This window comes from Plantibacter sp. T3 (genome assembly GCF_902506515.1).
Taxonomy (GTDB): Bacteria; Actinomycetota; Actinomycetes; order Actinomycetales; family Microbacteriaceae; genus Plantibacter; species Plantibacter auratus.
Genome location: NZ_LR733286.1, coordinates 1,216,116 through 1,240,520, shown reverse-complemented (window position 1 = coordinate 1,240,520; position 24,405 = coordinate 1,216,116). Strand labels below are relative to the sequence as shown.

Here is a 24,405-nt window from a genome sequence, read left to right as displayed (position 1 = left end):
AAGCAAGAGGAACTCCTGATGCGCAACCGCGCGGGCATGACCCCGCTGATCGTCCAGGAGATCGTGCGCGAGACACCGACGATCGTCAGCGTCGTGCTCGCCGATCCGGAAGGTCGCCGGCTCCCGCCGTGGGACCCCGGAGCGCACATCGACCTGCAGCTCATCACCCGCCATGAACGGCAGTACTCCCTCTGCGGTGATCCGGCGGACGAGTTCCGGTATCGGATCGCCGTCCTGCGGGAGGATCACTCGCGGGGTGCTTCGCACTACATCCACAACTTCCTCAAGGTCGGTCGGAAGGTGTTCATCCGGCCGCCGCGGAACCTGTTCCCGCTCTCGGACGCGAAGCGGCACCTGCTCCTCGCTGCCGGCATCGGGATCACGCCGCTGCTCTCGATGGCGCGGCGGTTGGCGGCGGGCGACGCCGACTGGACCCTCGTCTACGCAGTGCGCACGCGGGAGGACATCGCGTTCGCGCCGGAACTCGAAGCCCTGGGCGACCATGTGCGGATCCACGTCAGCGCGGAGAGCGGCCGACTCGACCTCGCCGGCCTCCTCGCGGGACTCGAGCCGGGCACCGACGTGTCGGCCTGCGGGCCGCGCGGCTTCACCGACACCCTCACGAACCTGGCCGAGACGCTGCCCGAGGACTGCCGGTTGCACCTCGAGCGGTTCGAGCCCAAGCCCCGCTCCTACCTGCCGAACACGGCGTTCACCGTCGAGTGCGCGAGGTCGGAGCGGACCGTCGAGGTTCCCGCCGGGCAGACGATGCTGCAGGCGATGCAGGCCGCGCGGGTCGGTGTCGCCGGGTCGTGCATGCGCGGCGTCTGCGGCTCCTGTGCCGTGCAGGTGGTGGACGGGACGCCGGAGCATCGCGACTCCCTGACGACCGACGACGCGTCGATGATCATGTACCCGTGTGTGTCGCGGTCGCTGACGCCGACGCTCGTGATCGACGCCTAGGCGGCGCGGCGCACCCCCGGCCCCCGAGCACCCCATCCCGGTCCCTGAGCACCCCATCCCGGTCCCTGAGCACCCCATCCCGGTCCCTGAGCACCCCATCCCGGTCCCTGAGCACCCCATCCCGGTCCCTGAGCCTGTCGAAGGGCAGTGCACCCCGTGAGCACTTCGACAAGCTCAGTGACCGATGGAAGAGGGCTCAGTGACCGGAGGACGGCACCCCGGTAGTCAGGGGCGCCAGGTGGCGTCTGCCGAGGCCAGGACCGTACCGTCGGCGGCACGCACGACGACCGAGGTACCCTCGGGGCCGTCCGTCCCCGCGATGCGGAACGCCGTGTCGACGAGCACCGGCGCCTTCGCCCGGAAACGGACCGACGCGAGCCGACGACCACCGGCGTTCGCGGTGAGGGCGTCGAGGACCAGGATGCGGGTGAGCGGGCCGTGCACGAGGAGGTCGTCGAGCCCCTCGACCTCACGCGCCCACTGCCGGTCGTAGTGGATGCGGTGCGTGTTGCCCGTCACGGCCGAGAAGCGGAACAACTGGCGGGAGTCGAGTGACCGGGTCACGGTCCAGTCGGCTCCGGCGTCGGGATCGACCGCGTCCTCGGCGGCCACCTCGGGCGCCGCCGTCCTCGGGGAAGGCACCGCGGGCTGCGCCTCGAGGAACACGTCGTGCCAGGTGCTGCGGACGGCGACCTCGCCGTCGACGAGGTACTCGCGCACGAGGTCGGCGAAGACGAGCCGTCCGGCCCGCCCCTGCTTCTCGACGAGCGATCCGAGGCTCGTGCGCTGCGCCACCATGTCGCCGTAGCGGAGGGGCGACAGGAACTCGGTGTCCTCTCCCGCGTACATGCGGCGCGGCAGGTCGATGACCGGCAGCACGCCGTCCTCCGCGGGTGAGCCGTCCTCGCGGAGCTGCGCGAACGGCGTCTCGAACGGGAAGTGGACGCCCTCCCAGCCGACGGGGAGCTCCTCGCCCAGGACCGGTTCCGGTGCCGCGGTCGCGAAGGTGCTGCGGTACCAGGAGGCGGGGCGCAGATCGAGCTGCTCTGTCCGCTCCACGGCTCCCACTCAGATCACCCCGTCGGAACGCAACGCGGCGATGCGGTCGGCAGGCTGCTCTGTCCGGTCCACGGCTCCCACTCAGATCACCCCGTCGGAACGCAACGCCGCGATGCGGTCGGCGTCATACCCGGCGAGCGCCGTGAGCACGTCGTCCGCGTGTTCGCCCATGTGGTTCGCGGGACGGTCGGTGGTCGCGGGGGTCGCGCTCAGTTTGATCGGCTGGCCGAAGGAGCGGAGGGTGCCGAAGGAGCCGTAGTCGGTCTCGACGACCATCTCGCGTTCGGCGGTCCCGGGGTCGTCGACGACCTCGCCGATCGTCTTGACGGCGGTGAGCGGGACGACGTCGCCGGCCAGTTCCTCGAGCTCGGCGCGGGTGCGGTCCGCGAACCAGGAGACGACGAGCGGCTTGACGCGTCGGGCGTAGACCTCCTCGTCGAAGCGCTTGCGCATGGTGTCGATCTCGGGGTCGGCGATCGCCTCGGGCGTGCCGAACAGCTCGCAGCTCGCCTTCCAGAGCTTGTCGGTGTACGCGCCGAAGAACACCTGTCCGTCGGCACAGGGGAACAGCTCGTAGGGCCGGACCCAGGCGTGTTCATTGCCGGACGGCGAGGCGACCGTCCCGTCGACGGTGTAGTCGACGACGGCGGTCTCGGTCATCGCGATGATGCTGTCGACCTGGGCGACGTCGACGAGCTGCCCGACGCCGGTGCGCTCGGCGTGCCGGAGGGCGGCGAGGGTGCCGATGACGCCGAACATCGTGGCGGAGAGGTCCCCGATCGTGACGCCGACGCGCACGGGCGGCTGGTCCGCGTAGCCGTTCATCGACCAGAGCCCGCCGGCGGCCTGCGCCGTGTTGTCGAACGCGGGGCGGCGGCTCCGGGAACCCGTCTGCCCGTAGCCGGAGATGGCGGTGTACACGAGCTTCGGGTTGATGGCGGCGAGCGCCTCGTACGGCAGGCCGAGCTTCGCCATCGTCCCTGGTCGGAAGTTCTCGACGAGGATGTCGGCGCTCGCGACGAGGTCGCGTAGCACCTCCTTGCCGGCGTCGCTCGCGAGGTCGAGCGCGAGGCCGAACTTGCCGCGGTTGTACTGGCCGTAGTAGCCGCTGAACTCCTCGTCGCCGTCACGCAGGTAGGGCGGGAAGCCCCGGGAGACGTCGGGGTCGTTCGGGTTCTCGATCTTGATGACGGTCGCGCCGAGGTCGGCGAGCATCGACGCTGCGTAGGGGCCGGCGAGGACGCGGGAGAGGTCGAGGACCACCACGCCCTCGAGCGAGCCCGGCGGGACGGCGAGTCGTTCCGTGGCGGCGAGGACCGCTTCGGTGTCGGCTCCGGTCGACGGCTGCTCGGCCATGCGTGTCCTCCTGATCGCTGTACTCCGTACCGGTCAACGGTATCGGGCGATGGAGGCCCCACCCATGGGTGAACCCCACACCTCCGGTGCCGATCCATGGACCGCCCGTCCGTCACCGACGACGTCGGGTGTGCATCGCGACCGGGATAGGTGAGGCTAGGCTAACTCCATGCGCAGCGCGACCCTCCTCCGATCGAGACGCGCGCTCGCCGTCGGCACACTGGCCGCCGCGCTCCTCGTCGTCGCCCTCGCGAGTCTGATGCTCGGCAGCAACCTCATCAGCCCCGTGGCCGTCCTCACCGCACTGTTCGACCCCACCCAGGACACCGGCGCCGTCGTGTGGGGGTCGCGGGTGCCGCGCACGGTGCTCGGCGTCCTCGTCGGCGTCTGCCTCGGGATCGCCGGTGCCGTCATGCAGGGGCAGACCCGCAACCCGCTCGCCGACCCCGGCCTGTTCGGCGTCTCCGCCGGCGCGAGTCTCGCGGTCGTCGTCGGGGTCTACGTGCTCGGCACGAGCTCGGTGGTCACGACGCTCTGGCTCGCTCTGCTCGGCGCCACCGTCGCCAGCGTCATCGTGTTCTCCGTCGCCGCACTCGGCCGCGGACTCTCGAGTCCCGTCCCGCTCGCGATCGCCGGCACCGCCGTCTCGGCCCTCCTCGTCGCCCTGACCTCGTACCTCGTGCTGTCCGACGAGACGACCCTCGCCGCCTACCGCATCTGGGTGGTCGGTTCGCTGTCCGGACGATCGCTCACCGGCGTCGACGCGGCGCTCGTCTTCGCCGGGCTCGGCCTCGTGTTCGCGGTGGCCAACATCCGCTCGTTGAACGCCCTGGCGCTCGGGACCGAGCTGGCGAACGGGCTCGGCGAGAACCTCATCCGCGCGCGACTCGTGGGGCTCGCCGCGATCACCCTGCTCACGGCCGCCGCCGTCGCCTTGACCGGCCCGATCGCCTTCGTCGGACTCACCGCGCCGCACATCGCCCGCACGCTCGTGGGCGGGCATCACGGCTGGCTGCTCCCCGCCTCGGGACTCGTCGGCGGGAGCGTGCTGCTCGCGTGCGACGTGATCGGTCGCCTCATCGGTGGCACCGCCGAGGTGCCCGTGGGTGTCGTCCTCACCGTCGTGGGTGGGGTCGCCTTCATCGCCATCGTGCGCCGCGGACGGATGGCGGAGCTGTGAGCGCCGTGCGGGAGGGCAGCCGCTTCTTCGGCCGTCTGTGGCGAGGTCGGGTCGTCGGCGTCACGATCGCCTGCCTCGTCGTGGCCCTGGCGTTCGCCCTGCTCGGGATCGTCGCCGGCTCGTCATCCCTGACGATCCCCGACGTCATCACCACCCTGCTCGGCGGCGGGACCGGCGGTCAGGAACTCATCGTGTTCGAGCTCCGCCTCCCCCGGGTCGTCGGCGGTCTCCTCGTCGGTGCGTCCCTCGGACTCGCCGGGGCCCTCACCCAGACGTTCGCCCGCAACCCACTCGCGACCCCGGACATCCTCGGCGTGACCTCGGGTGCCGCGCTCGGGGCCGTGGCCGCGATCGTGCTCGTCGGCGGCAGCTACTCCGTCGGCGCCGGCGCACTCAGTCTCGGCCTGCCCGCCATGGCGGCGATCGGCGCGCTCGTCACCTCGGCCGCCGTCTACGCGTTGTCCTGGCGCGGCGGGGTCGACAGCTTCCGACTCATCCTCATCGGCATCGGTGCCACCGCGACCCTCGGCGGCATCACGAGCTACCTCATCGCCCGGGCGCAGATCACCGAGGCGGCAGCGGCTGCGCAGTGGCTCGTCGGCAGCCTCTCGGGCATCTCCTGGTCGAGCGTGTGGCCGGTGCTCGTCGCGCTGGTGATCCTGACGCCGATCGCGGTCCTGCAGACGAGCAGCCTCGACATCAGCCAGCTCGGTGACGAGCTGTCGACCGGCCTCGGCGTCGCGGTCCAGCGGCATCGGATCGTCGTCATCGCGTGCGCGGTCCTGCTCGTCGCCGCAGCCGTGTCCGCCGCGGGGCCGATCGAGTTCGTCGCCTTCGTCGCACCGCAGATCGCCCGCCGCCTCGCCCGCACCGGTCGCCCGCCGCTGCTCGCCTCCGCGCTGCTCGGCGCCGTCATCGTGACGGGCGGCGATGCACTCGTCCGTGGCGTCCTGCCGGGCGAGATCCCGGTGGGCATCATCACCGCGATCGTCGGCGCGCCCTATCTCATCTGGTTGCTGACGCGCCGCAAGGAACGGGAGACCTCCGCATGACCGACCCCGCCACGACCCCCTCGCTCGTGAAGGAACGCCCGACGCCCGCCCTCGAGGCGCGGGGCGTCTCCCTGGCCTACGACCAGACGGTGGTCTTCGAGGGACTGGACCTCCGCATCGAGACGGGCGAGGTCACGACGCTCATCGGCGCCAACGGTTGCGGCAAGTCGACGCTGCTGAAGGCGTTCGGTCGCCTGCTCACCCCGACCGCCGGCACGGTCGAACTCGACGGTCGCGGTGTGCGCTCGATCCCGACCCGCGAGGTCGCGCGCCGCCTGGCTATCCTGCCGCAGAAGCCACTGACGCCGTCGGCGACGACCGTCCGCGACCTCGTCTCGCGAGGGCGGCACCCGCACCAGAGCCTCCTCAAGCCCTGGACGCCCGCCGACACGATCGCCGTCGACGAGGCCCTCGCCGCCACCGGTCTCGAGACGCTCGCCGACCGCGACACGGCCTCCCTGTCGGGCGGGCAGCTGCAGCGCGCTTGGATCGCCCTGGTGCTCGCGCAGCGTGCCCCCACGATCCTGCTCGACGAGCCGACGACCTTCCTCGACCTCAGCCACCAGCTCGACGTCCTCCGACTCGTGCGGTCGATCAACCGCGAGCGCGGAGCGACGGTCGTCATGGTCCTGCACGACCTCACCCTCGCCGGCCGGTACTCCGACCGGCTCGTCGTCGTGGGCGGCGGCCGGGTCATCGCCGACGGGACACCCTGGGAGGTCCTCACCCCGGCCGTGCTCCGGGAGGCGTTCGACCTCGACGCCATCGTCATCCCCGACCCGAGCAGTGGCTCGCCGCTCATCGTGCCCGTCGACCCCGACGACGCGATCGCCCTCGACGCGGAGTGATCCGGGCGATCGGGCATTCCGATATCGTTTCGTGACTTAGGTTCGGCTACCCTAAGTACCATGACGATCTCTTCACGCCTCCGCCGCGCCGCACTCGTTCTCGTGCCGGCGCTCGCCCTGGTCGGCCTCGCCGGCTGCTCCCCCACCGCCGCATCCGACGCCGACAGCAGCGGTGCCTGGAGCTACACCGACGACACCGGCACCACGGTCAAGCTCGACCAGCAGCCGAAGCGCGTCGCGAGCTTCGCCGACTACGCGCTCGGCCTGCACGGCAACGGCATCGACCCCGTCGCGGTCTTCGGTCGCGTCGACGTCGCCACCGACAAGCGCTTCGCGGACTACGACCTCGGCGACACGGCCATCGTCGGCAACAGCTACGGCGAGATCGACCTCGAGGCACTCGCCGAGGCGGCACCCGACCTCATCGTGACCGGGATCTACCCGACCGACCGCGACGGCACGCTCGACCTCAAGGGTCCCTACTACGGCGTCGCCGACGTCGAGCAGCAGGAGCAGCTGGAGAAGATCGCTCCGGTCGTCGCCATCAAGGTCGGCGGCAAGGGTGCCGACGTCATCGCCTCGCTCAACAAGCTGTCCAAGGCGCTCGGAGCCGACGACGACACCATCGCCGCGGCGAAGGAGAAGTACGACGCCGCAGCAGCAGACCTGACCGCCGCAGCGAAGGAGACCGACCTCGAGGTCACGCAGATGTATGCGGACGCGAGCGGCATCTACGTCGTCAAGCCGCAGGACGAGCCGGAGACCGAGCTGTACAGCGAACTCGGCGTGAAGTACACGAACGCGAACCCGGACGGCTACTACTACTGGGACATCTACAGCTGGGAGAACGCTGGCCAGGCGATGACCGGTGACGTCCTACTCGTGAACGTCGAGGGCTTCCAGCAGAGCGACCTCGAGGCTCAAGCGACCTTCGCCTCGCACCCGGCACTCGTCGCCGGTCAGATCCACTCCTGGAACACCGCCGCCCTCGACTACACGTCGCAGGCGAAGCAGATGGAGACGCTCGCCGGGATCCTCCGCGAGTCGAAGGCGCTGTAGCGAGCACCCCCGGTCCCGCCCTTCGACAGGCTCAGGAACCGCCTGTCGAAGGGCCACGTCACCCGTGTGCACTTCGACAAGCTCAGTGACCGGAGATGGCTCAGTGACCGGAGATGGCTCAGTGACCGGAGATGGCACAGCGACCCGAGATGGGCACAGCCACCGGTCCGGGGTGGGGCGCGCCGCTCGTGCGCACCCACCCCGTGTGCTCCCGACGCACCGGATCGGCTCCGGAGTGTGCCGACCGCACATGGGCTGAGCCTCCAGACGGCCGGTAGCCTCGTCAGGCGTCCCGGCCGTCCGGGTGCGCCCAACACGAAGGAGTGCCATGGCCATCCAGAGCGCGCGCGAGAGCGACCCACGCGGATCCGACACCACCGCCGTCGGCCAGAGCGACATCGATCGCGACGGCCTCGACTCCCGGGTGCAGCGCCGCCGCGCCATCCTCGCCAGCTCGGTCGGCACCGTCATCGAGTGGTACGACTTCACCCTCTATGGGCTGGCCTCCGCGCTCGTGTTCGCACCGCTGTTCTTCCCCGGCGCAGGTGACCTCGCCGGCCTGCTCGGCGCGTTCGCCGGCTTCGCGGTCGGCTTCGGCGCGCGCCCGATCGGCGGCCTGATCTTCGCCCATTACGGCGACAAGCTCGGGCGCAAACCGACGTTGCTCATCACGCTCCTCTTCATGGGTGTCGCGACCACCTTCATCGGCCTCCTCCCCACCGCCGAGACCATCGGCATCTGGGCTCCGATCCTGCTCATCGTGCTGCGGATCTTCCAGGGCATGGGCTCGGGTGCCGAATTCGCCGGCGCGATCACGATGGCGAGCGAGTCCGCCGACGTGAAGCACCGTGCGTTCGCCGCGTCGTTCCCCGGCGCCTCCGTGTACGTGGGCATGGCGCTCGCGACCACCGTCTTCGCCGTGGTGAGCACCCTGCCGATCGAGCAGTTCCAAAGCTGGGGTTGGCGGATCCCGTTCCTCGCGAGCGTCGTCATCGTCGCGTTCGCGCTGTACTTCCGGCTGCGGGTCAAGGAGACGAAGGCGTTCGAGAGCGCGGAGGAGCGCGGCGCGGTCACCTCGGCACCACTGGTCGGCGCCATCCGCTCGCACTGGCGGGTGATCCTCTGCGGCATGGGGCTCTTCGCGTTCGCACTGCCGTGGGTCTACGTCGTGCAGGTGTTCTCGCTGTCGTACGTGACGGGCACGCTGAGCGTGAACCCGACGGAGGCGCTCATCGGCCTCATCGTCGCGGAGGTCCTGACCATCCCGACGGCGCTGCTGTTCGGTCGCCTCGCCGACCGCATCGGTCGGAAGCCCGTCCTCATGGGCGCCGCGATCTTCGGCGTGGTCTACGCGTTCCCGATGTTCCTGCTCTACGACACGGAGCAGTCGGCCCTCGTCGCCCTGGGCCTCATCCTGGGCCTCGCCGTCATCCAGGGGGCCACCATCGGCACCTCGGGAGCGCTGCTCGCCGAGATCTTCCCGACCTCGATGCGCTGGAGCGGCATCGCGCTCTCGCGTGAGATCCCGGCCGCCCTCGTCGGCGGGACGGTCCCGCTCGTCGCGACCGCGCTCGTCGCCGCGAGCGGTGGCGCACCGTGGTTGGTGGCGGCGTACCTGCTGGTGCTCAGCGCGATCGGCATCGTCGGGATCGCGTTCCTCCCGGAGACCCTGCCGCGCAAGCAGCGCGGCTGACCTGCCCCCCCCGGTCCCTGAGCCTGTCGAAGGGCCACGTCACCCGCGTGCACTTCGACAAGCTCAGTGACCGGCGGAGGTGAGCTCAGTGACCGGCGGAGGTGAGCTCAGTGACCGGAACCAGGCCAACCCGGCAGACGCGGTCCCTGAGCCTGTCGAAGGGCGGCGTCACCCGTGGGCACTTCGACAAGCTCAGTGACCGGGAGAGGTGCGCTCAGTAATTGGGAGGGCTCTGGCCCGCAGACCCGGTCCCTGAGCCTGTCGAAGGGCGACGTCACCCGTGGGCACTTCGACAAGCTCAGTGACCGGAAGAGGTGCGCTCAGTAATTGGGAGGGCTCTGGCCCGCAGACCCGGTCCCTGAGCCTGTCGAAGGGCGACGTCACCCGTGGGCACTTCGACAAGCTCAGTGACCGGAAGAGGCCGACCCGGTGACCCCCCGGTCCCTGGCTAGTCCTCGTCCCAGGTCATGCGACGGCCCATCACGGGCACGGAGGCCAGGAGCTCACGGGTGTAGGCGTCCTCGGGAGCAGCGAGGACGGTGGCCGTGGGGCCCGCCTCGACGACCCGGCCGGCCTGCATGACGCTCACCGTGTCGCACATGTAGTTCACGACGGCGAGGTTGTGGGAGATGAACAGCACCGTGAGTTCGAGCTCGCGCTGCAGCTCGCGCAGCAGGTTGAGGACGACGCCCTGCACCGACACGTCGAGCGCCGAGGTGATCTCGTCGGCGATGAGGACCTCCGGTTCGGCCGCGAGCGCCCGGGCGATCGTGATGCGCTGCCGCTGACCACCCGAGAACGCCGACGGCAGGTCGTTCGCGCGGTCCGGGTCGATGTGCACGCGCTCGAGCAGCTCGCCCACCCGGGGCCGCTGCTCCGAGCGACTCCAGGAGCGCCCGGTCGCCCGGGACCCCTCGGCGATCGACAGCCCGATCGGCATGCGCGGGTCGAGCGCGGAGTACGGGTCCTGGAAGACGAGTTGCGCGCGTCGACGCGCACGACGGGCAGCGGACGAGCGCCCGACGATGTCGGCGCCGTTCAGTCGGATGCCGCCGGCGCTCGGGATGACGAGACCGACGGCGGCCGCGGCGACCGTCGACTTGCCTGAGCCGGACTCCCCCACGAGCCCGTGGGACGTGCCCGGGCGGACCGTGAGGTCGAAGCCGTCGACCGCGGTGTGCGCGGACGCGCCGTGGCCGTAACGGACCGTGAGGCCGGAGAACTCGAGACCGGTCATGCGCGCTGTCCTTCGGTGGTGATGGGCTGGTCCCGATCGGCCAGGTCCTCCTCATCGATCGCACCGATGACCGGGAGCGGCATGGTGCGGTCGGAGGTCATGTCGGGCACGCAGGCGATGAGCCCACGGGTGTACGGGTGTCGCGCCTCGTGGAGGCGGTCGGCGTCGAGCGATTCGACGATGCGGCCGTCCTTCATGACGAGGATGCGGTCGCAGAACCCGCTGACGAGCGCGATGTCGTGCGAGATGAGCAGGATCGCGGCGCCCGTCTGCTCCTGCGCCTCGTGGAGCACGCGGAGGACCTGGCGCTGCACCGTCACGTCGAGCGCCGTCGTGGGCTCGTCGGCGATGAGCAGCTTCGGGCGTCCCATGAGCCCCATGCCGATCATGGCCCGTTGCCGCATGCCGCCGGACAGCTCGTGCGGGAACTGCTTCAGGCGCTTCGCCGGAAGCGGGATCCGCACCGACTCGAGCGCGGCCTCGGCCCGCTTGGTCGACTCGGCCGCCGACAGCCCCTCGTGGACCTCGACGGTCTCGCGGAGCTGCTTGCCGATCGTGAGCGATGGGTTCAGCGAGGTGAGCGGGTCCTGGAAGACCATCGCGAGCTCGAGGCCGAGGCGGCTGCGCTCGGCCTTCGTCAGCGGTGCGGTCATGTCGATCCCGCGGAAGCTCAGCTCCGAGGCCTGCACCGAGGAGTCCGGCCCGAGGAGGGCGGCGATCGCCATCGCGCTCACCGACTTGCCCGATCCGGACTCGCCGACGACACCGACGACCTCGCCGGGCATGATCGTGAGGCTGATGCCGTGGACGCGCTCGACGAGACGGCCGTCGCGGTCCGGGAAGGCGACGCGGAGATCGCGCACCTGCACGACGGGCTCCTGGTCGGCGGGCGTCGCAGCCGCAGCCGAGGCGGTCGCGGGAGCCGCGGTGCGACGACGCGCGGGCGCGGGCAGGCCGAGGAGCCGCTTCGACGACTCGTTCCAGAGCTCGCCGAGCTGCGTGAAGATGACGCCGCACACGACGAGCGCGATGCCGGGACCGATCGCCGCCATCGGATTGCCGTAGATGCGGGCGATCCCGAGGCCGAGGAGGCGACCCCAGTCGTACTCGGGCGCCTGCACGCCGAGACCGAGGAAGGACAGGCCGGCGAAGGCGAGCAGCGTGCCGGAGGCGGAGACCGCCGCGTTCACGAGCATCGGCGGGAGCATGTTCGGCATGACGTGCCGGACGAGCACCTCCGCCTGCCCGACGCCGGCGATCCGCGCGGCCTTCACGTAGTCGCGACCGATGAGCGACGACGCGAGCGTGTAGGTGAGGCGGGCGAAGGTCGGCACGCCGGCGAACCCGACGGCGAGCATCGCGCCGGTGGCGCTCGCGCCCCAGATCACCGAGAAGAACAGCGCCATGAGGAGCCAGGGGAACGACAACAGGATGTCGATGAGCGCGGTGACGAGTCGACGCAGCGGGCGAGGCAGGACCGTCGCGACGGCCCCGAGCAGGACGCCGCCGACGACGGAGATCGCGGTGGCGCCGAGGGTCAGCAGGACGGACACCCGCGTGGCGACCATGACCCGGGCGAAGACGTCGCGTCCGAGCTCGTCGGTGCCGAAGGGGTGGGCGAGGCTCGCACCGGCGAGGCGGTCGGCCACGGACGTCGTGTCGGCGGCGGCCCCCCAGACGGTCGGGCCGACGACCGCGACCACGATGATGAGGAGCGCTCCGATCGCGCCGGTCAGGCCGCGCGGGGTGCGGAGACGGTCGAGCACCGGGGACCGGCGTGAGGGGGTGGGACTGGAGGTGGTCGGACGGGTGCTCATGAGCTCAGCCCTCCGTGATCGAGGAGCGCGGATCGATCGTCGCGAGCGCGATGTCGATGAGGAGGTTGAGGCCGAGGACGAGGATCGCGTACACGAGCACGATGCCCTGGATCATCGGGTAGTCCTTCGAGGTGATCGACGACACGATGCTCGTGCCGAGACCGGGGATGGCGAAGACCGTCTCGATGAGCACGGTGCCGGCGACCATGCCCGTGAGGATGATGCCGCCGATCGTGAGCGTCGAGGTCACCATGTTCGGCAGCGCGTGACGGAGGTAGACGAGGTGTGTCGGGAGGCGCTTGCTCCGTGCTGTGGTCATGTACGGCATCTCGAGGACGGCCAGCATCTCCACGTGCACGATGCGGGCCAGGTACGCCATCGGACCGACCGCGAGGGCCACCACCGGCAGGATCGCCTGGTCGAAGCCTCCCCAGCCGGCGGCCGGGAGCACCTTGAGCCCGATGCTGAACACGGCGATGAGACCGACGGCGAGCAACAGGCTCGGGATGGCGATCAGCACGCCGAGCAGACCCGAGACGCCGAGGTCGGCGAGGCGGCGGCGGCCGGTGCGCGAGGACACCGCGGTCGCGACGCCGATGGGGAAGGCGCCGATCGCGGCCAGGAGGAAGGACGCGACCGCGAGGGTGAGCGTCACCGGGAAGCGCTGCGCGATCGTGTCGGCGACCGGCCGCTGCGACCCGATCGCCGTCCCGAAGTCGCCGCGGAACAGCCCGCTGACGTAGTTGACGAACTGCTCCGGCACCGGCACGTTCAGGCCGAGGTCGGCGCGCGTCCGCTCGACGAGTTCCGGGGTCGCACTGTTCCCGAGCGCAGCCCGCACCGGGTCGCCCGGCACGAGCTGCACGATCAGGAACGTCGCGACGATGACGATGGCGAGGGAGACGAGCACCCTGCCCAGTCGTCGGAGGATGAACGAGGTCCGCGGGGAGAGTCCGCCGAGGACGCCGCGACCCCCTCGACGCGCGACCGCCGGGCCGCCGGGGCCCGTGGCCGGGTCGGTGGCCTGCTCGGTGGTCACGGTCGAGGGGATCGTCATGATCAGCCGACCATCCGGATGCTCGTCGGGCGGATGAAGTTCGGACGCTCGACCTCGGCGCCGTTCAGGTACAGGAAGTCCTGCGCGTCGGCGATCGGGAACACGTCCGTCCGCTCGATGAGCTTCGCTTCGGCCTGCTGCCAGAGGTCGCAGGTCTCCTCCGGGCTGGCCGTCTTGGCCTGCTCGGCGAGCGCGTCGTACTCCGGGTTGTCGACGAACATGAAGTTGTTGCCGCCCTTGTCCGGGGTCTCGCCACCGAAGAAGGTGTTCACGATGACCGGTCCGCCCGGAGCGATCTGCACGAAGCCGGTGTCCCAGTCGAAGGTCGAGAACAGCTGCTCGGACCAGGCGTTCGCGTCGTTGCCCGAGAGCTCCGTCGTGACGCCCAGCTCGTCCCAGGTCTGCTGCACGAGCTCGGCCGCGGCCGCGTGGCTCGGGGTGGCCGCGTCGTAGATGAACTTGATCGTCAGCGGCTCGCCGTCCTTCGAGCGCTTGCCGTCGGAACCGAGCGTCCAGCCCGCCTCGTCGAGGAGCTCGCCGGACTTCTCGACGTCCGTCTCGGGGAGCGTCCACTGCGGGCCGTCGGCGACGCAGAGGTACGGGCTCTTCACGACGAGCGACTTGGACTCCTCGGCGGTGCCGTCGGTGACGACCTCACCGACCTGCTCGCGGTCGATCGCGGTGACGAGCGCTTCGCGGACGAGCGGGTCGGAGGTGGGGCGCTCCGGGCGCTCGTTGAAGAGCATCTCGCCGATCGGGTTGCGCACGCCCTCGCTGCCGAGACCGGCGGCCTCGACGCGGTCCTGGTCGGCGCCGCCGATGCTCGCGGCGTTCACGTCACCGGAGAGCAGCAGGTTCGCGGCGGTCCCGGGGTCGGTGACGACGCGGACCTCGAAGGTGTCCGGCAGGCCCTTGGTGTCGCTCGTGACGTCCTCCGGGCCCCAGGTGTAGTCGTCGCGCTTGGTGAAGGTGTAGCTGGAGCCCGGGGTCGCCTTGTCGAGGGCGAAGAGGCCGGTGCCGTTCATCGTCTCGACGAGGGAGTCGGGGTCGTCGAGCCCGGCCTGGCAGACCATCTCGACGGTGCCCGTGTTGGCGAGGATGAACGGGTCGGGCGTCGTGCTCGTGACGGTGAGCTGATTGCCGTCGGCGGTCGCGGTCATCCGCTCGGAGACCTGCGCGCCGTAGTAGAAGGTCGCGTTGGCCGGGTCGGCGTTGTAGGTGATGTTCGCCGCGGCGGTCTCCGCGGTGAACGGCGTGCCGTCGGCGCAGGTGATGCCGTCCTTGAGCGTGTAGGTGATGGAGGTGGAGCTCGCGTCCTCCTCCCAGCTCTCGGCCAGCCAGGGCAGGAGCTCGCCGTCGGCGTTGACGTACACGAGCGACTCGTAGTGGAAGCTGATGATCTCGCGGGCCTCGAGGCTGATGCCCGTCATGGGGACGAGGCTGCCGGGGTCGCCGCTCATCGCGGTGACGAAGGTGCCGCCGGAGACGTACTCGCCGGAGGAATCGGAGGATTGCGAGGAGGTGCACGCGGTGAGGGCCACCGCGGTGAGGGCCGCGGTGGCGAGTGCCGCCGCGGCTTTCCGCTTGCTGTTCATGCTGGATCCTTCGTACTCGGGTGGCCGTGGTGCGCGGGTGGCCGGATCAGATGGGGTGAAGTGCCGTGCTGGTGCTGGTGCTGGTGCTGGTGCTGGTGCTGGTGGAGAGCTGTGCTGGTGCTGTGGTGCGTCAGATGCGCTGTCGAGTCGCCGTGCCGATGCGGGCGAGGGGACCCGCCGCCTTCACGGAGACCTTCAGGGTGGGGCGGGTCGCGTACGAGACGGGGGTCTCGAGCACGTCGACGATCTCGACCGAGCGCGGGTCTGCGCCGGCCTGGATCGCCTTCTCGATCGCGGAGCGTCCTGCCTCCTCGATGGCGGCTGCGCGGTCGGCGAAGTCGCAGAGCTGATCGGAGCGCCCACCGGCGAGCGCGATGGCCGCGCCCACGGCGTTGGCGACGTTGCCGCGCGCCGGGCGCAGGACCTCGCTCGCGCCGAGGACGGCGTCCGGGACGAGGAATCCTCCGCCGCCGACGACGACGAGTGGGAGGCCGGTGCGGCCGAGCGACATGCGCTCGACGGCGGACTCGATGCGTTCGTGGGCGACGCCGAGCGCGTGCTCGAGTGCTTGGCGGGTCACGCGGTCGAGGGGCGGCAGCTCGCGGTCGGCGATGCCGAACTGGAGCGAGGCCGCGTCGGTGAGGGTCGGGGTGGTGCCGCCGAACAGCAGCGCCTCCTCGGTGAGGCGGTAACCGACCGAGTCGTGGCGCGGGACACCGGTCGCGGTGTCGACGATCGTTCCGCCGCCGAGGCCGACGCTCAGGATGTCGGGCATGCGGAAGTTCGTCCGCACGCCACCGACCTCGCGGGGCAGGGTCGACTCGCGGGGGAACCGGTCGACGAGCACGCCGAGGTCGCTCGTCGTGCCGCCGACGTCGATGATGATCGCGTTGTCGGCACCGGAGAGGAAGGCGGCGCCGCGGATGGAGTTCGCCGGCCCGGAACCGATCGTGAGCACCGGGTAACGCGCCGCGTACTCGACGGCCATGAGCGTGCCGTCGTTCTGGGCGAAGTAGGTGGTCGCGTCGAGTCGCTCCTCGGCGACGACGGTCGTGAGCGCGTTCGTGACGTCGCGGGCGACGGCGTAGAGCGACGCGTTCAGGACGGTCGCGTTCTCGCGCTCCAACAACCCGAGCGCGCCGATCTCGTGGCTCAGCGACACCGGGATGTCGACCCCGACGTGGTCCTGGACGAGCGCCTCGACCTCGAGCTCCTGCTCGGGGAACGACGGGCTGAAGATCCCGCAGACGGCGACCGCGTCGAAGGTGCCGGCCAGGGCGTCGAGCTCCCGGCGGATGAGGTCGCGGTCGAGCGGGGCGATCGGGTAGCCGTCGACGAGGTGGCCACCGCCCGCGAGGATGCTCCCCGCGAGGACGACGTCGCGCAGTTCCCGCGGCCAGCCGGCGAGCGGCGGGAGCGAGGTGGCGGCAGGCGAGCCCAGCCGGATGACGACGACGCGTCCGAGGTCGCGGCGGTTGACGATCGCGTTGGTCGCGTGGGTGGTGCCGAGCATGACGCGGGTGACCAGGCCCCGGTCGTCGCCCAGCTGGTCGAGGACCTCGGCGAGCGCGGCCCGGATGCCGCCGGTGACGTCGCGGGTCGTGGGCTGCTTCGTCCACGAGACGACCTCGCCCGTTCCCGAGAGCGCGACGGCGTCGGTGTTGGTCCCGCCGACGTCGATACCGATCGCGAGTTCGCCCGAGGTGTCGGTGACGGTGCTGGTGCCGGCGCTCATCGGGTCGCTCCAATGGTCTCGTCGGCGCTCACGCCGAAGGGCTCGTAGTCGAGGTCGTAGCCGAACGCGCGCGGGCCGGCGAGTTCGAGGCCGCGCTCGGTGCGCCACAGTGGATCGCACGCCCAGGCGAGGACGCTCACCCGCTGCCCGAAGCGCAGCATCTCGGTGGAGATCGCGTCGCCCGTCTCGGAGTCGACGATCGTGACGAGGTCGGGGACGCTGACGATCACCGCTCCGTCCTCCATGACGACGAGGTTCTCGTTCTGGATCTCCACGCGGGTGAGGCGACCGCGGTGCTCGCCGATCCCCTCGACCGTGACGGAACCGCGGGTGAACCCGCCCTCGGTGCGGCGCTCGATGTCGACGACCTTGCCGCCCGTGATGAGGGACGCGCCGAGTTCGTCCGTGAGCGCGCCGACGGGGTCGGTGGCGGTGAGGAGCCGGCGCCCGACCTGCACGGCGCGGCTGACGCTGCCCTCGATGACGGCTCCGCGGACGGTGTCGCGGTCCATGACGTAGTTGGCGCCGATCGAGATCGCACCGCTCGCCACGGTGAGGGCGCGGGCGTGGCGCTCGAGCCAGGCGAGGCTGACGGGACGCAGGATCGAGACGTTGCCGATCACATCGCTCAGGACCGCGTATCCGGGCGGGAGGTTCGCGACGTTCATCGCGGTCATCGGCGCTTCCGGGAAGGCGCGTCCCATGCCGTCGGCGTCGAGGATGCTGAGGCCGAGGCTCGCGGCCCAGCCGACGGGGCCGACGCCGTTGCTGCCGCCGATCTCCGTCGCCATGATCGTGGTGATGCGCTTGCCCGTGAGGCGCTCGATCTCCTCGACGATGATCTCGGCCTGGCCGCTCGCGCCGAGCATCTCGAAGCCCACCGACGGGGCGCCGATGCCGGACATGGCGACCACCACGTCGTCCGCGTCGAGGTCGGCGACCTGTTTGACAGGGACCGGACCGAATTGCTCCAGGGCGACCTCGACGCCGAGCTGCGGGGTCTGCACCGCGCCGCCGCCGCCGGTACCGAAGATGGCGCATCCTGCGGCGAGCGCCGGCACGTCGGCCAGGGTGATGCTGGTGATCGGCGTGGCCGACGCTGCGGAGCGTGCAGCGGGGTGGTTCGTTGACATGTACCGAGCGTAGGCAGGGTCGGGAAGCACGACAATGTTCCCGCGGCCCACACAATCGGGGCAGAATGTGCTCATGGCCCAAGTCACCGTTGCGGACGTGATCCTCCAAGCCGAGCATCTCGGCGCCCGCTGCGTCGCCGGCGCCCCTGCAGGCGTCCCGGTCACCGGCGTCGAGATCCTCGCGCTCGACGAGCTGAACGACGCGACCGAGCACTCCATCGCCATCGTGACGACCCCCGACGGCGCCGTCCCGAGGCCATACCAGGTCGACATCGCCATCCGCCGGGCCATCGCCGCGGGCTGTGCCGGCCTCGTGTTCGTCGGTGCGTTCCCCGTCGCCGAGACCTCGCGGGCCCTCGCGGACCGCGGTGGCCTGCCGGTCATCATGAGCGAGGGCATCGCCTCCGACCTCGCCGTGCTCATGGACCGCACGATCCGCGGTGGAGCGGAAGAGGCGATGTCGCGCGCCGAGTTCGCGATCCAACGGGTGATCAGCGCGTCCGCGGCCGAAGCGGAGCAGGCGTCGGGTGTCGGCGTGCGGGAGGCGATCCTCGAGGTCGCCAGCACGACCCTGGGGGTGCCGGTCACCCTCGTCGAGGACGCGAGCGCGAGCTGGCTCGAACCGGACGCGGTGTGCATCGGTGAGATCCCGATCGGCCGGGTCCATGCCGAGCGCGACGACCCGGCCGCGGCGATCGCCCTCCCGGTCATCGCCTCCGTCCTCTCGCGCGCCCTGCAACGGGAACTGCACGGACGCTTCGGTTCGGTGCGCTCGCGGGCGGAGCTCATCATCGAGCTGATCTTCGCCGAGTCGTCCCGTATCGACGGCTTCGCGATGGACGCGGTCCGCGCCGGCCTGCCGCTGCAGCTGTCGCACGCGGTGGCGTGGCTGACCCCGAAGCACGCGAGTGATCCCGACCGCCGCGCACCCACCGTCCTCGCGCCCTCCGTCGAGCTCTTCGCGCTGCAACTCGTCGACCAGCGCGAGGAGCAGTGGCACCTCGCGATGCGGCGCGACGAGATCGTCGTCATCTCCTCGGAGGAGCTCGGCGCACCCGACCACCAGCGACGCCTGCGCGACGTGATGGAGCGGATCGTCGCGCACGCCTCGACGATCGCGGGGCCGGAATGGACATTTACCGTCGGGCTCGGGACACCGCAGAGCGGAGCGGCAGGGCTCCGGCAGTCGGCGACCGAGGCGCGGGTCGCGGCTGAAGCCGCCATTGCGGGTGGTCGTTTCGGCACCATGGAGGCGACGGACGTCACCGGGCTGCGGCGGGTGCTCCTCGACTTCTACGCCTCACCACTCAGTCGGACGCTCCTCGACGACATCCTCTCGCCACTCGACGCCCTCGGGCTGGAGCGGGCCACGATCTCGGTGCGGACGCTCCTCTCCTACCTCAGCCATCGGAACTCACTGGCGCGTGCCGGGGCCGAGCTGAACCTGCATCCGAACGCGGTGAACTACCGGATCCGGCGCATCGAGCAGTCGCTCGAACTCGACCTCGCCGACCCGGACGTCCGCTTCGCCGCGGAGCTCGCCTGCCGGGTGCGGCTCATCGGGATGCCGTAGGCCCGCCCCGCTCCGGTCCCTGAGCCTGTCGAAGGGCCACGCGGTGCCTTCCCGTCGGCTACACGCCCTCCGTGCCGCATTTCGACAAGCTCAATGACCGGACGAAGGTGCCCCGGTCCCTGAGCCTGTCGAAGGACAGCCCCTCGACGACCTCACCGACCGGACGCGAGCGTCTCCGCGTGCCTCGCCGTCCGCACGACGCCCGCGACGAGCGTCGGCCACAGCTGCGCCGGGATGAGGTGCCCCATGTCGGGCAGGACGTGGAGCTCGGCCGCCGGCATCGCCTGGGCGATGTCCACGGCGGAGGACCAGTGCAGGACGTCGTCCTCACGACCGTGGAGCACGAGGGTCGGCACGGTCACGTCGCGCAGCCGCTCGAGTCGCTCGGGCGCACGCAGCAGCGCCGCCCACTGCCGGCTGAACCCTTCCGGCGCGTACCCGCGGTCGTAGGCCTCGCCGGTCGCCCACACCTCCCACTCGGTGTCCGGCTGGTAGCGGGCGCCGGGGACGGGCGCGGCGAGGACGGCCATCGCGGCGACCGACTCCTCCCGGCTGTACCGCTCGGGCTCGACCTGCAATTCGGCGCGGTCTCCGTGCAGGATGTAGCGCGGGTCCTGGCCGGGGATCGTCGACAGTAGGCCGAGACTCAGCACCCGCTCGGGGTGTTCGAGCGCGACCATCTGCGCCATCATCCCGCCCATGGAGTGACCGACGAGGTGCGCTGCCTCGACCCCGAGGTGGTCGAGCACCCGCAGGACGTCATCACCCATGTCGGCGAGCGAGTACCCGCCGTCGAGGTCGGTCTCGCCACCGAACCGCTGCGAGAAACCGACGTCGCGGTTGTCGAACCGCACGACGCGGAAACCCTCGTCCACGAGCATGGCCCGGAACGGATCACGCCAGGTGAGCAGCTGCGCGCCGCCGCCCGCGATGAGGACGATCACCGGATCGGCGGGGTCGCCCTCCACCTCGTAGTAGATCGAGACGTCGTCGGTGTCCGTGTACGGCATGCGGTGCTCACTCTCTCGGTGGTGCGCCCTGGCGGGCGTTTCGAGGCTAGCCCGCACCACGAGCGATCACCATGTGCCCCGGACCCAGGATTCCCGGCCGAGCTGTGCCGAGCGCCCAATCCTCTGAGGTGAGGCAGCTCGTCGCCCCACAGCCTGCCGGGCGACGAGATGCCTCACCTCAGCGCACGGGTAGGCTCGCGACATGAGCGCCGAACCCCTCTCCGGAGACGACACCCTGCAGCTGCCCGAGTTCGAGACCCCGCCCGCCGAGCCCATGCTGCTCGCTCAGCAGTGGCTCGCCGCAGCGATCGAGCGGGACGTCAGCGAACCCCGATCGATGACCCTCGCGACCGCCACCTCGGTCGGTGTCGTCAGCGCGCGCACCGTTGACGTGAAGACCCTCGACGATCGCGGCCTGATCTTCGGCTCCTCGACCGAGAGCCGCAAGGGCGGGCAGCTCGCCGAGAACCCGAGCGCCGCCCTCCAGGTGTACTGGCGCGAGACGATGCAGCAGCTCCGCTTCGAGGGCCGCGTCGAGCAGTTGAGCGACGAGGAGTCCGACGCGCTGTTCGCCGACCGCTCGCCCAAGTCACGAGCGGCGACGGCGGTCGCCCACCAGTCGACGCCGTTCCGCGACGGCCCGGAGGAGACCCTCGACGCCCTCATCGCGCAGGCGAACGCGTTGCTCGAGCGCGAGGGCGACGACGTCCCGCGGCCGGCCACGTGGGTCGGGTTCCGGCTCGTCCCCGACATGGTCGAGTTCTGGCACGCCAGTCGCGACCGCATGCACCGGCGCCTCCGCTACCTGGCGGCCGACGGCGGCTGGATCGTGGACCGCCTGCAGCCGTAACGGAGGGGCGACCACCGGCCGCCGCCCCACCCCGGTCATTGAGCCCTGACCCCGGTCATTGAGCCTGTCGAAATGCAACCGGACGAACCGCGCCCTTCGACAAGCTCAGGGACCGAGTAGTCCCGGTCATTGAGCCTGTCGAAATGCACCCGGACGAACCCCGCCCTTCGACAGGCTCAGGGACCGAAAGGCCCAACCCCGCCCTTCGACACTTCGACAGGCTCAGTGCGGCGCAGCTCTGGGACCGGGCAGACCGCGCTACCTCGGCGCGCGGACGACCACGACGCCACCGACGGGCGGCTCGACGACCGCGGTGCCGTTGTCGGCGTCGACCGCGATGACGTAGGCACCGACGGCCACGCGCTGCACACCGGCGGTCGCCGGGTGCACGATGACGTCGAGCCCGGGCTCCACCCGGGAGACCTGCTGGTCGGCCGGGTCGGGGTCGGTCGTGAGCACGTGCGCCGGGTGCGTCCGCTCGGCGGCCGCCGCCTCCCGGCGGGTCAGCTCACTCGACGGTGCGGCCACGTGTGCCGCCGTCCCCGCGGTCACGCCGGCACCGAGGGCCGCCGTCTCCGCGCCGTCGACCGCGTTCCGCGGCTCGCCGCTCGACGGGGCGGTCGCGACCGAACCCGTGTCACCGGCCTCGACGTGATGCGCCGGGTGGCTGCGCTCGAGCGCAGCACCCTCGACGTCGACGTTCGGCAGGATGCGGTCGAGCCACTTCGGGATCCACCAGGCGCTCTTCCCGAGCAGGTGCATGACCGCCGGGATGAGGAGCATACGGACGACGAACGCGTCGACGAGCACACCGAACGCCAGACCGAACCCGATCGACCGGATCATCGCCGAGTGGGAGAAGATGAACCCGCCGAAGACGGAGATCATGATGATCGCCGCCGCCACGACGACCGTCCGGCCGGCGTGCAGCCCGCGCTGGACCGCCAGGCGCGCCGGGGCACCGTGGGCGAACGCCTCACGCATGCCGGACACGAGGAACAGCTGGTAGTCCATCGCGAGCCCGAAGAGGATGCCGATGAGGATCGTCGGCAGGAAGCTCAGGATGGGCCCCGGGTCGTGCACGCCGAACACCGGTCCGAGCCAGCCCCACTGGAAGATCGCCGTGATGCCCCCGAAGGTCGCCGCGAGGGACAGCATGAAGCCGAGCGTCGCGGTGAGCGGCACGAGGATCGAGCGGAACACGAGGATCATGATGATCAGCGACAAGCCGACCACGAGCGCCAGGTAGAGCGGAAGGGCGTCGGAGAGCTGCTTCGAGACGTCGATGTTGCCGCTCGCGCTGCCGGCCACGCCGAGCTCGACATCGCCCGACAGCGGCGAGAGGTCGCGCAGGTCGCGGACGAGCTGTTCCGTGGAGACGGCGTTCGGCCCCTCCTTCGGGATCACCTGGAAGGCGAGGACGGAGTTGTCGTCCGATGCGCCCACCGGCGCGACGGCCTTGACGTCGTCCTGGTCGGCGATCTCCTGGCCGATCCGCACCTGCTCCTCGAGGACTTCCTCGTCGGTGGCGGCGTCGGGCAGCGTCGCGACGACGAGCAGCGGACCGTTGACGCCGGCACCGAACTTGTCCTCGATGAGCGCGTAGGACTGGTACTGCGTCGAGTCGACGGCCTCCGAGCTGCCGTCCGGCAGGCCGAGACGCATGTCGAGCGCGGGGATCGCGACGACGCCGAGCACGACGAGTCCGGCGACGAGCGTGCCGACGGCGCGCAGGGTACCCATGGGCTTGGTCGGGACGGCGTCCGGGCGCGGCGTGCCGATGGTGCCGCGTGCCTTCCGGCTGAGGATACGGAGACCGAGCAGCGACAGCAGGGCGGGCGTCAAGGTGACCGCGAGCAGGATCGCGACGGCGACGCAGATCGCGCCGACGGTGCCCATCAGGCCGAGGAACGGGATCCCCGTGACGTTGAGCGCCAGCAGCGCGACGAGGACGGTCGATCCGGCGAAGACGACCGCGTTGCCCGAGGTGCCGTTCGCCAGGCCGATGGACTCGTGCAGCTCCACGCCCGCGAGCAGCTGCTTGCGGTGCCGGTTGAGGATGAACAGCGAGTAGTCGATGCCGACCGCGAGCCCGAGCATGACGCCGAGCACCGGCGTGATCGAGAGCATGTCGACGACGCCCGAAAGGGAGAGCGACGCGGTGACGCCGACACCGACGCCGACGATCGCCGAGACGAGCGGGAGCGATGCGGCGATGACCGTGCCGAGCATGACGAGCAACGTGATCGCCGCGATGATGAGGCCGATCGCCTCACCCACGCCGAACAGCTGCGGCAGGCTCTGCGCGAGCTCGTTCGAGAACTCGACCTCGACGCCCGACGGGACGTCCTCCTTCACCTGGTCGATGACCGACTGCTTCGTCTCCGGCGTGACCTCCTGCTGGCGCTTGTCGAAGACGACGTTCGCGACCGCGGTGGTGTCGTCGGTCGAGACGGTGCGGATACCCGAGGAGAGGTCGAGGAGCTGCGAGGAGAGCTCGAGCTTCGTGCTCTGCTCGTCGAGCTTCGCGAGGTTCTCGGTGATGGTGGCCTGCTGGGCGTCGAGCGCCGTCTGCTGCTGCGTGATCGCGGTCTGCTGCGCGTCGAACTGGGCCTGTGCGGCGGCCGGGAGTGTGCCGCCCGCGGCCTGCTGCGCCTGGGCGAGCGCGGCACTCAGCTGGGTCTGCGCGTCGGTCAGCTGCTGCTGTCCGGCGTCGAGCTGCGTCTGGCCGTCGGTCAGCTGGGTGCGGCCGTCGTCGATCTGCGTCTTGCCGTCGGAGATCTGCTTCGCCTGGTCGGCGATCGTCTCCTGCGTCTCGAAGGGGTTGACCGTGGAGTCGACGCCCTTGAGGTCGGCCGTCTCATCGAGCAGCTCACCGATCGCGGTCTTCTGGCTGTCGGTGAAGGCGTCACCGTCCTTCGTGTGGAACACCATCGCCCCGGTGCCACCGGAGGCGCTCGGGAACGATTCCTCGAGCTGGTCGGTGACCTTCGCGGTCGGTGTGCCCGGGATGGTGACGGCGCTCGAGAGGGTGCCACCGAAAGCGAGGAACGCACCCACCGAGATGCCGAGGATCACGATCCAGGAGATGAGGACGGCCCACGCGCGACGCGCGGAGAAGCGTCCGAGGCGATACAGCAGTTCAGCCAAGGGAGTCTCGATTCTTCGGGAGGTGGTGCTGGTGACGT

The 24,405-nt window shown here is 70.7% G+C and carries 18 protein-coding genes; 8 read left to right on the top strand and 10 right to left on the bottom strand.

The features are described 5' to 3' along the window. Positions 1-18: 18 nt before the first annotated feature. Positions 19-963, top strand: coding sequence for a PDR/VanB family oxidoreductase (locus GV015_RS06010; protein ID WP_159877305.1), 945 nt, complete (start codon positions 19-21; stop codon positions 961-963). Positions 964-1,188: 225 nt separating this feature from the next. Here GV015_RS06010 and GV015_RS06005 read toward each other — a convergent pair whose 3' ends face one another. Both GV015_RS06005 and GV015_RS06000 read right to left on the bottom strand, forming a co-directional pair. Beyond that, a complete protein-coding gene (locus tag GV015_RS06005; protein WP_236555351.1) occupies positions 1,189-2,022 on the bottom strand; it encodes a MaoC/PaaZ C-terminal domain-containing protein in 834 nt (277 codons plus the stop codon). An 81-nt stretch (positions 2,023-2,103) separates the two neighbouring features. Next, a complete protein-coding gene (locus GV015_RS06000) occupies positions 2,104-3,378 on the bottom strand; it encodes a CaiB/BaiF CoA-transferase family protein (protein ID WP_159877301.1) in 1,275 nt (424 codons plus the stop codon). Positions 3,379-3,547: 169 nt separating this feature from the next. Here GV015_RS06000 and GV015_RS05995 point away from each other — a divergent pair, with 169 nt between their 5' ends. From GV015_RS05995 to GV015_RS05975, 5 genes are all read left to right on the top strand, one after another. Next, positions 3,548-4,558, top strand: a complete 1,011-nt coding sequence (locus GV015_RS05995; RefSeq protein ID WP_159877299.1) for an iron ABC transporter permease — start codon at positions 3,548-3,550, stop codon at positions 4,556-4,558. Next, positions 4,555-5,610 (top strand): iron chelate uptake ABC transporter family permease subunit, encoded by a 1,056-nt coding sequence (locus tag GV015_RS05990; RefSeq protein ID WP_064297044.1) that lies wholly within the window; start codon positions 4,555-4,557, stop codon positions 5,608-5,610. The genes GV015_RS05995 and GV015_RS05990 overlap by 4 nt, the downstream gene beginning before the upstream one ends. Then, on the top strand, positions 5,607-6,458 hold the full coding sequence (locus GV015_RS05985) for an ABC transporter ATP-binding protein (RefSeq protein WP_085512078.1): 852 nt from the start codon (positions 5,607-5,609) through the stop codon (positions 6,456-6,458). Before GV015_RS05990 ends, GV015_RS05985 begins: the two co-directional genes overlap by 4 nt. 60 nt (positions 6,459-6,518) lie before the next feature. Continuing rightward, entirely contained in the window at positions 6,519-7,517 is a 999-nt protein-coding gene (locus tag GV015_RS05980; protein ID WP_159877297.1) for an ABC transporter substrate-binding protein, read from the top strand. 328 nt (positions 7,518-7,845) lie between these two features. After that, positions 7,846-9,210 carry an MFS transporter gene (locus GV015_RS05975; RefSeq protein ID WP_137242510.1) on the top strand — a complete coding sequence of 455 codons (1,365 nt, stop codon included), beginning with the start codon at positions 7,846-7,848 and terminating at the stop codon, positions 9,208-9,210. 448 nt (positions 9,211-9,658) lie between these two features. On the opposite strand, the gene GV015_RS05970 is transcribed toward GV015_RS05975, so the two are convergent. The 6 genes from GV015_RS05970 to GV015_RS05945 form a co-directional block, all read right to left on the bottom strand. Next, the gene (locus tag GV015_RS05970) at positions 9,659-10,447 is read right to left on the bottom strand and encodes an ABC transporter ATP-binding protein (RefSeq protein WP_159877295.1); all 789 of its coding nucleotides are present in this window, start codon (positions 10,445-10,447) and stop codon (positions 9,659-9,661) included. Then, positions 10,444-12,264 carry a dipeptide/oligopeptide/nickel ABC transporter permease/ATP-binding protein gene (locus GV015_RS05965; protein WP_159877293.1) on the bottom strand — a complete coding sequence of 607 codons (1,821 nt, stop codon included), beginning with the start codon at positions 12,262-12,264 and terminating at the stop codon, positions 10,444-10,446. Before GV015_RS05965 ends, GV015_RS05970 begins: the two co-directional genes overlap by 4 nt. A gap of 4 nt (positions 12,265-12,268) precedes the next feature. After that, positions 12,269-13,321: an ABC transporter permease gene (locus tag GV015_RS05960; RefSeq protein ID WP_137242513.1), complete on the bottom strand. Its 1,053-nt coding sequence runs from the start codon at positions 13,319-13,321 to the stop codon at positions 12,269-12,271. Between the two features lie 2 nt (positions 13,322-13,323). Further along, the gene (locus GV015_RS05955) at positions 13,324-14,916 is read right to left on the bottom strand and encodes an ABC transporter substrate-binding protein (RefSeq protein WP_079704786.1); all 1,593 of its coding nucleotides are present in this window, start codon (positions 14,914-14,916) and stop codon (positions 13,324-13,326) included. 130 nt (positions 14,917-15,046) lie between these two features. Continuing rightward, positions 15,047-16,651, bottom strand: a complete 1,605-nt coding sequence (locus tag GV015_RS05950; protein ID WP_159877291.1) for a hydantoinase/oxoprolinase N-terminal domain-containing protein — start codon at positions 16,649-16,651, stop codon at positions 15,047-15,049. After that, complete coding sequence (locus GV015_RS05945) at positions 16,648-17,784, bottom strand: DUF917 domain-containing protein (protein WP_159877289.1); 1,137 nt, start codon at positions 17,782-17,784, stop codon at positions 16,648-16,650. The genes GV015_RS05950 and GV015_RS05945 overlap by 4 nt, the downstream gene beginning before the upstream one ends. 73 nt (positions 17,785-17,857) lie before the next feature. Between GV015_RS05945 and GV015_RS05940 the strand changes: the two genes are divergently transcribed. After that, the gene (locus GV015_RS05940; RefSeq protein WP_159877287.1) at positions 17,858-19,357 is read left to right on the top strand and encodes a CdaR family transcriptional regulator; all 1,500 of its coding nucleotides are present in this window, start codon (positions 17,858-17,860) and stop codon (positions 19,355-19,357) included. A 152-nt stretch (positions 19,358-19,509) separates the two neighbouring features. On the opposite strand, the gene GV015_RS05935 is transcribed toward GV015_RS05940, so the two are convergent. After that, positions 19,510-20,367 (bottom strand): alpha/beta fold hydrolase, encoded by an 858-nt coding sequence (locus tag GV015_RS05935; RefSeq protein WP_159877285.1) that lies wholly within the window; start codon positions 20,365-20,367, stop codon positions 19,510-19,512. Positions 20,368-20,569: 202 nt separating this feature from the next. Between GV015_RS05935 and GV015_RS05930 the strand changes: the two genes are divergently transcribed. Then, positions 20,570-21,217, top strand: coding sequence for a pyridoxal 5'-phosphate synthase (locus tag GV015_RS05930; RefSeq protein ID WP_159877283.1), 648 nt, complete (start codon positions 20,570-20,572; stop codon positions 21,215-21,217). Between the two features lie 258 nt (positions 21,218-21,475). Here GV015_RS05930 and GV015_RS05925 read toward each other — a convergent pair whose 3' ends face one another. After that, complete coding sequence (locus tag GV015_RS05925) at positions 21,476-24,367, bottom strand: MMPL family transporter (RefSeq protein WP_201299365.1); 2,892 nt, start codon at positions 24,365-24,367, stop codon at positions 21,476-21,478. Between the last annotated feature and the right edge of the window lie 38 nt (positions 24,368-24,405).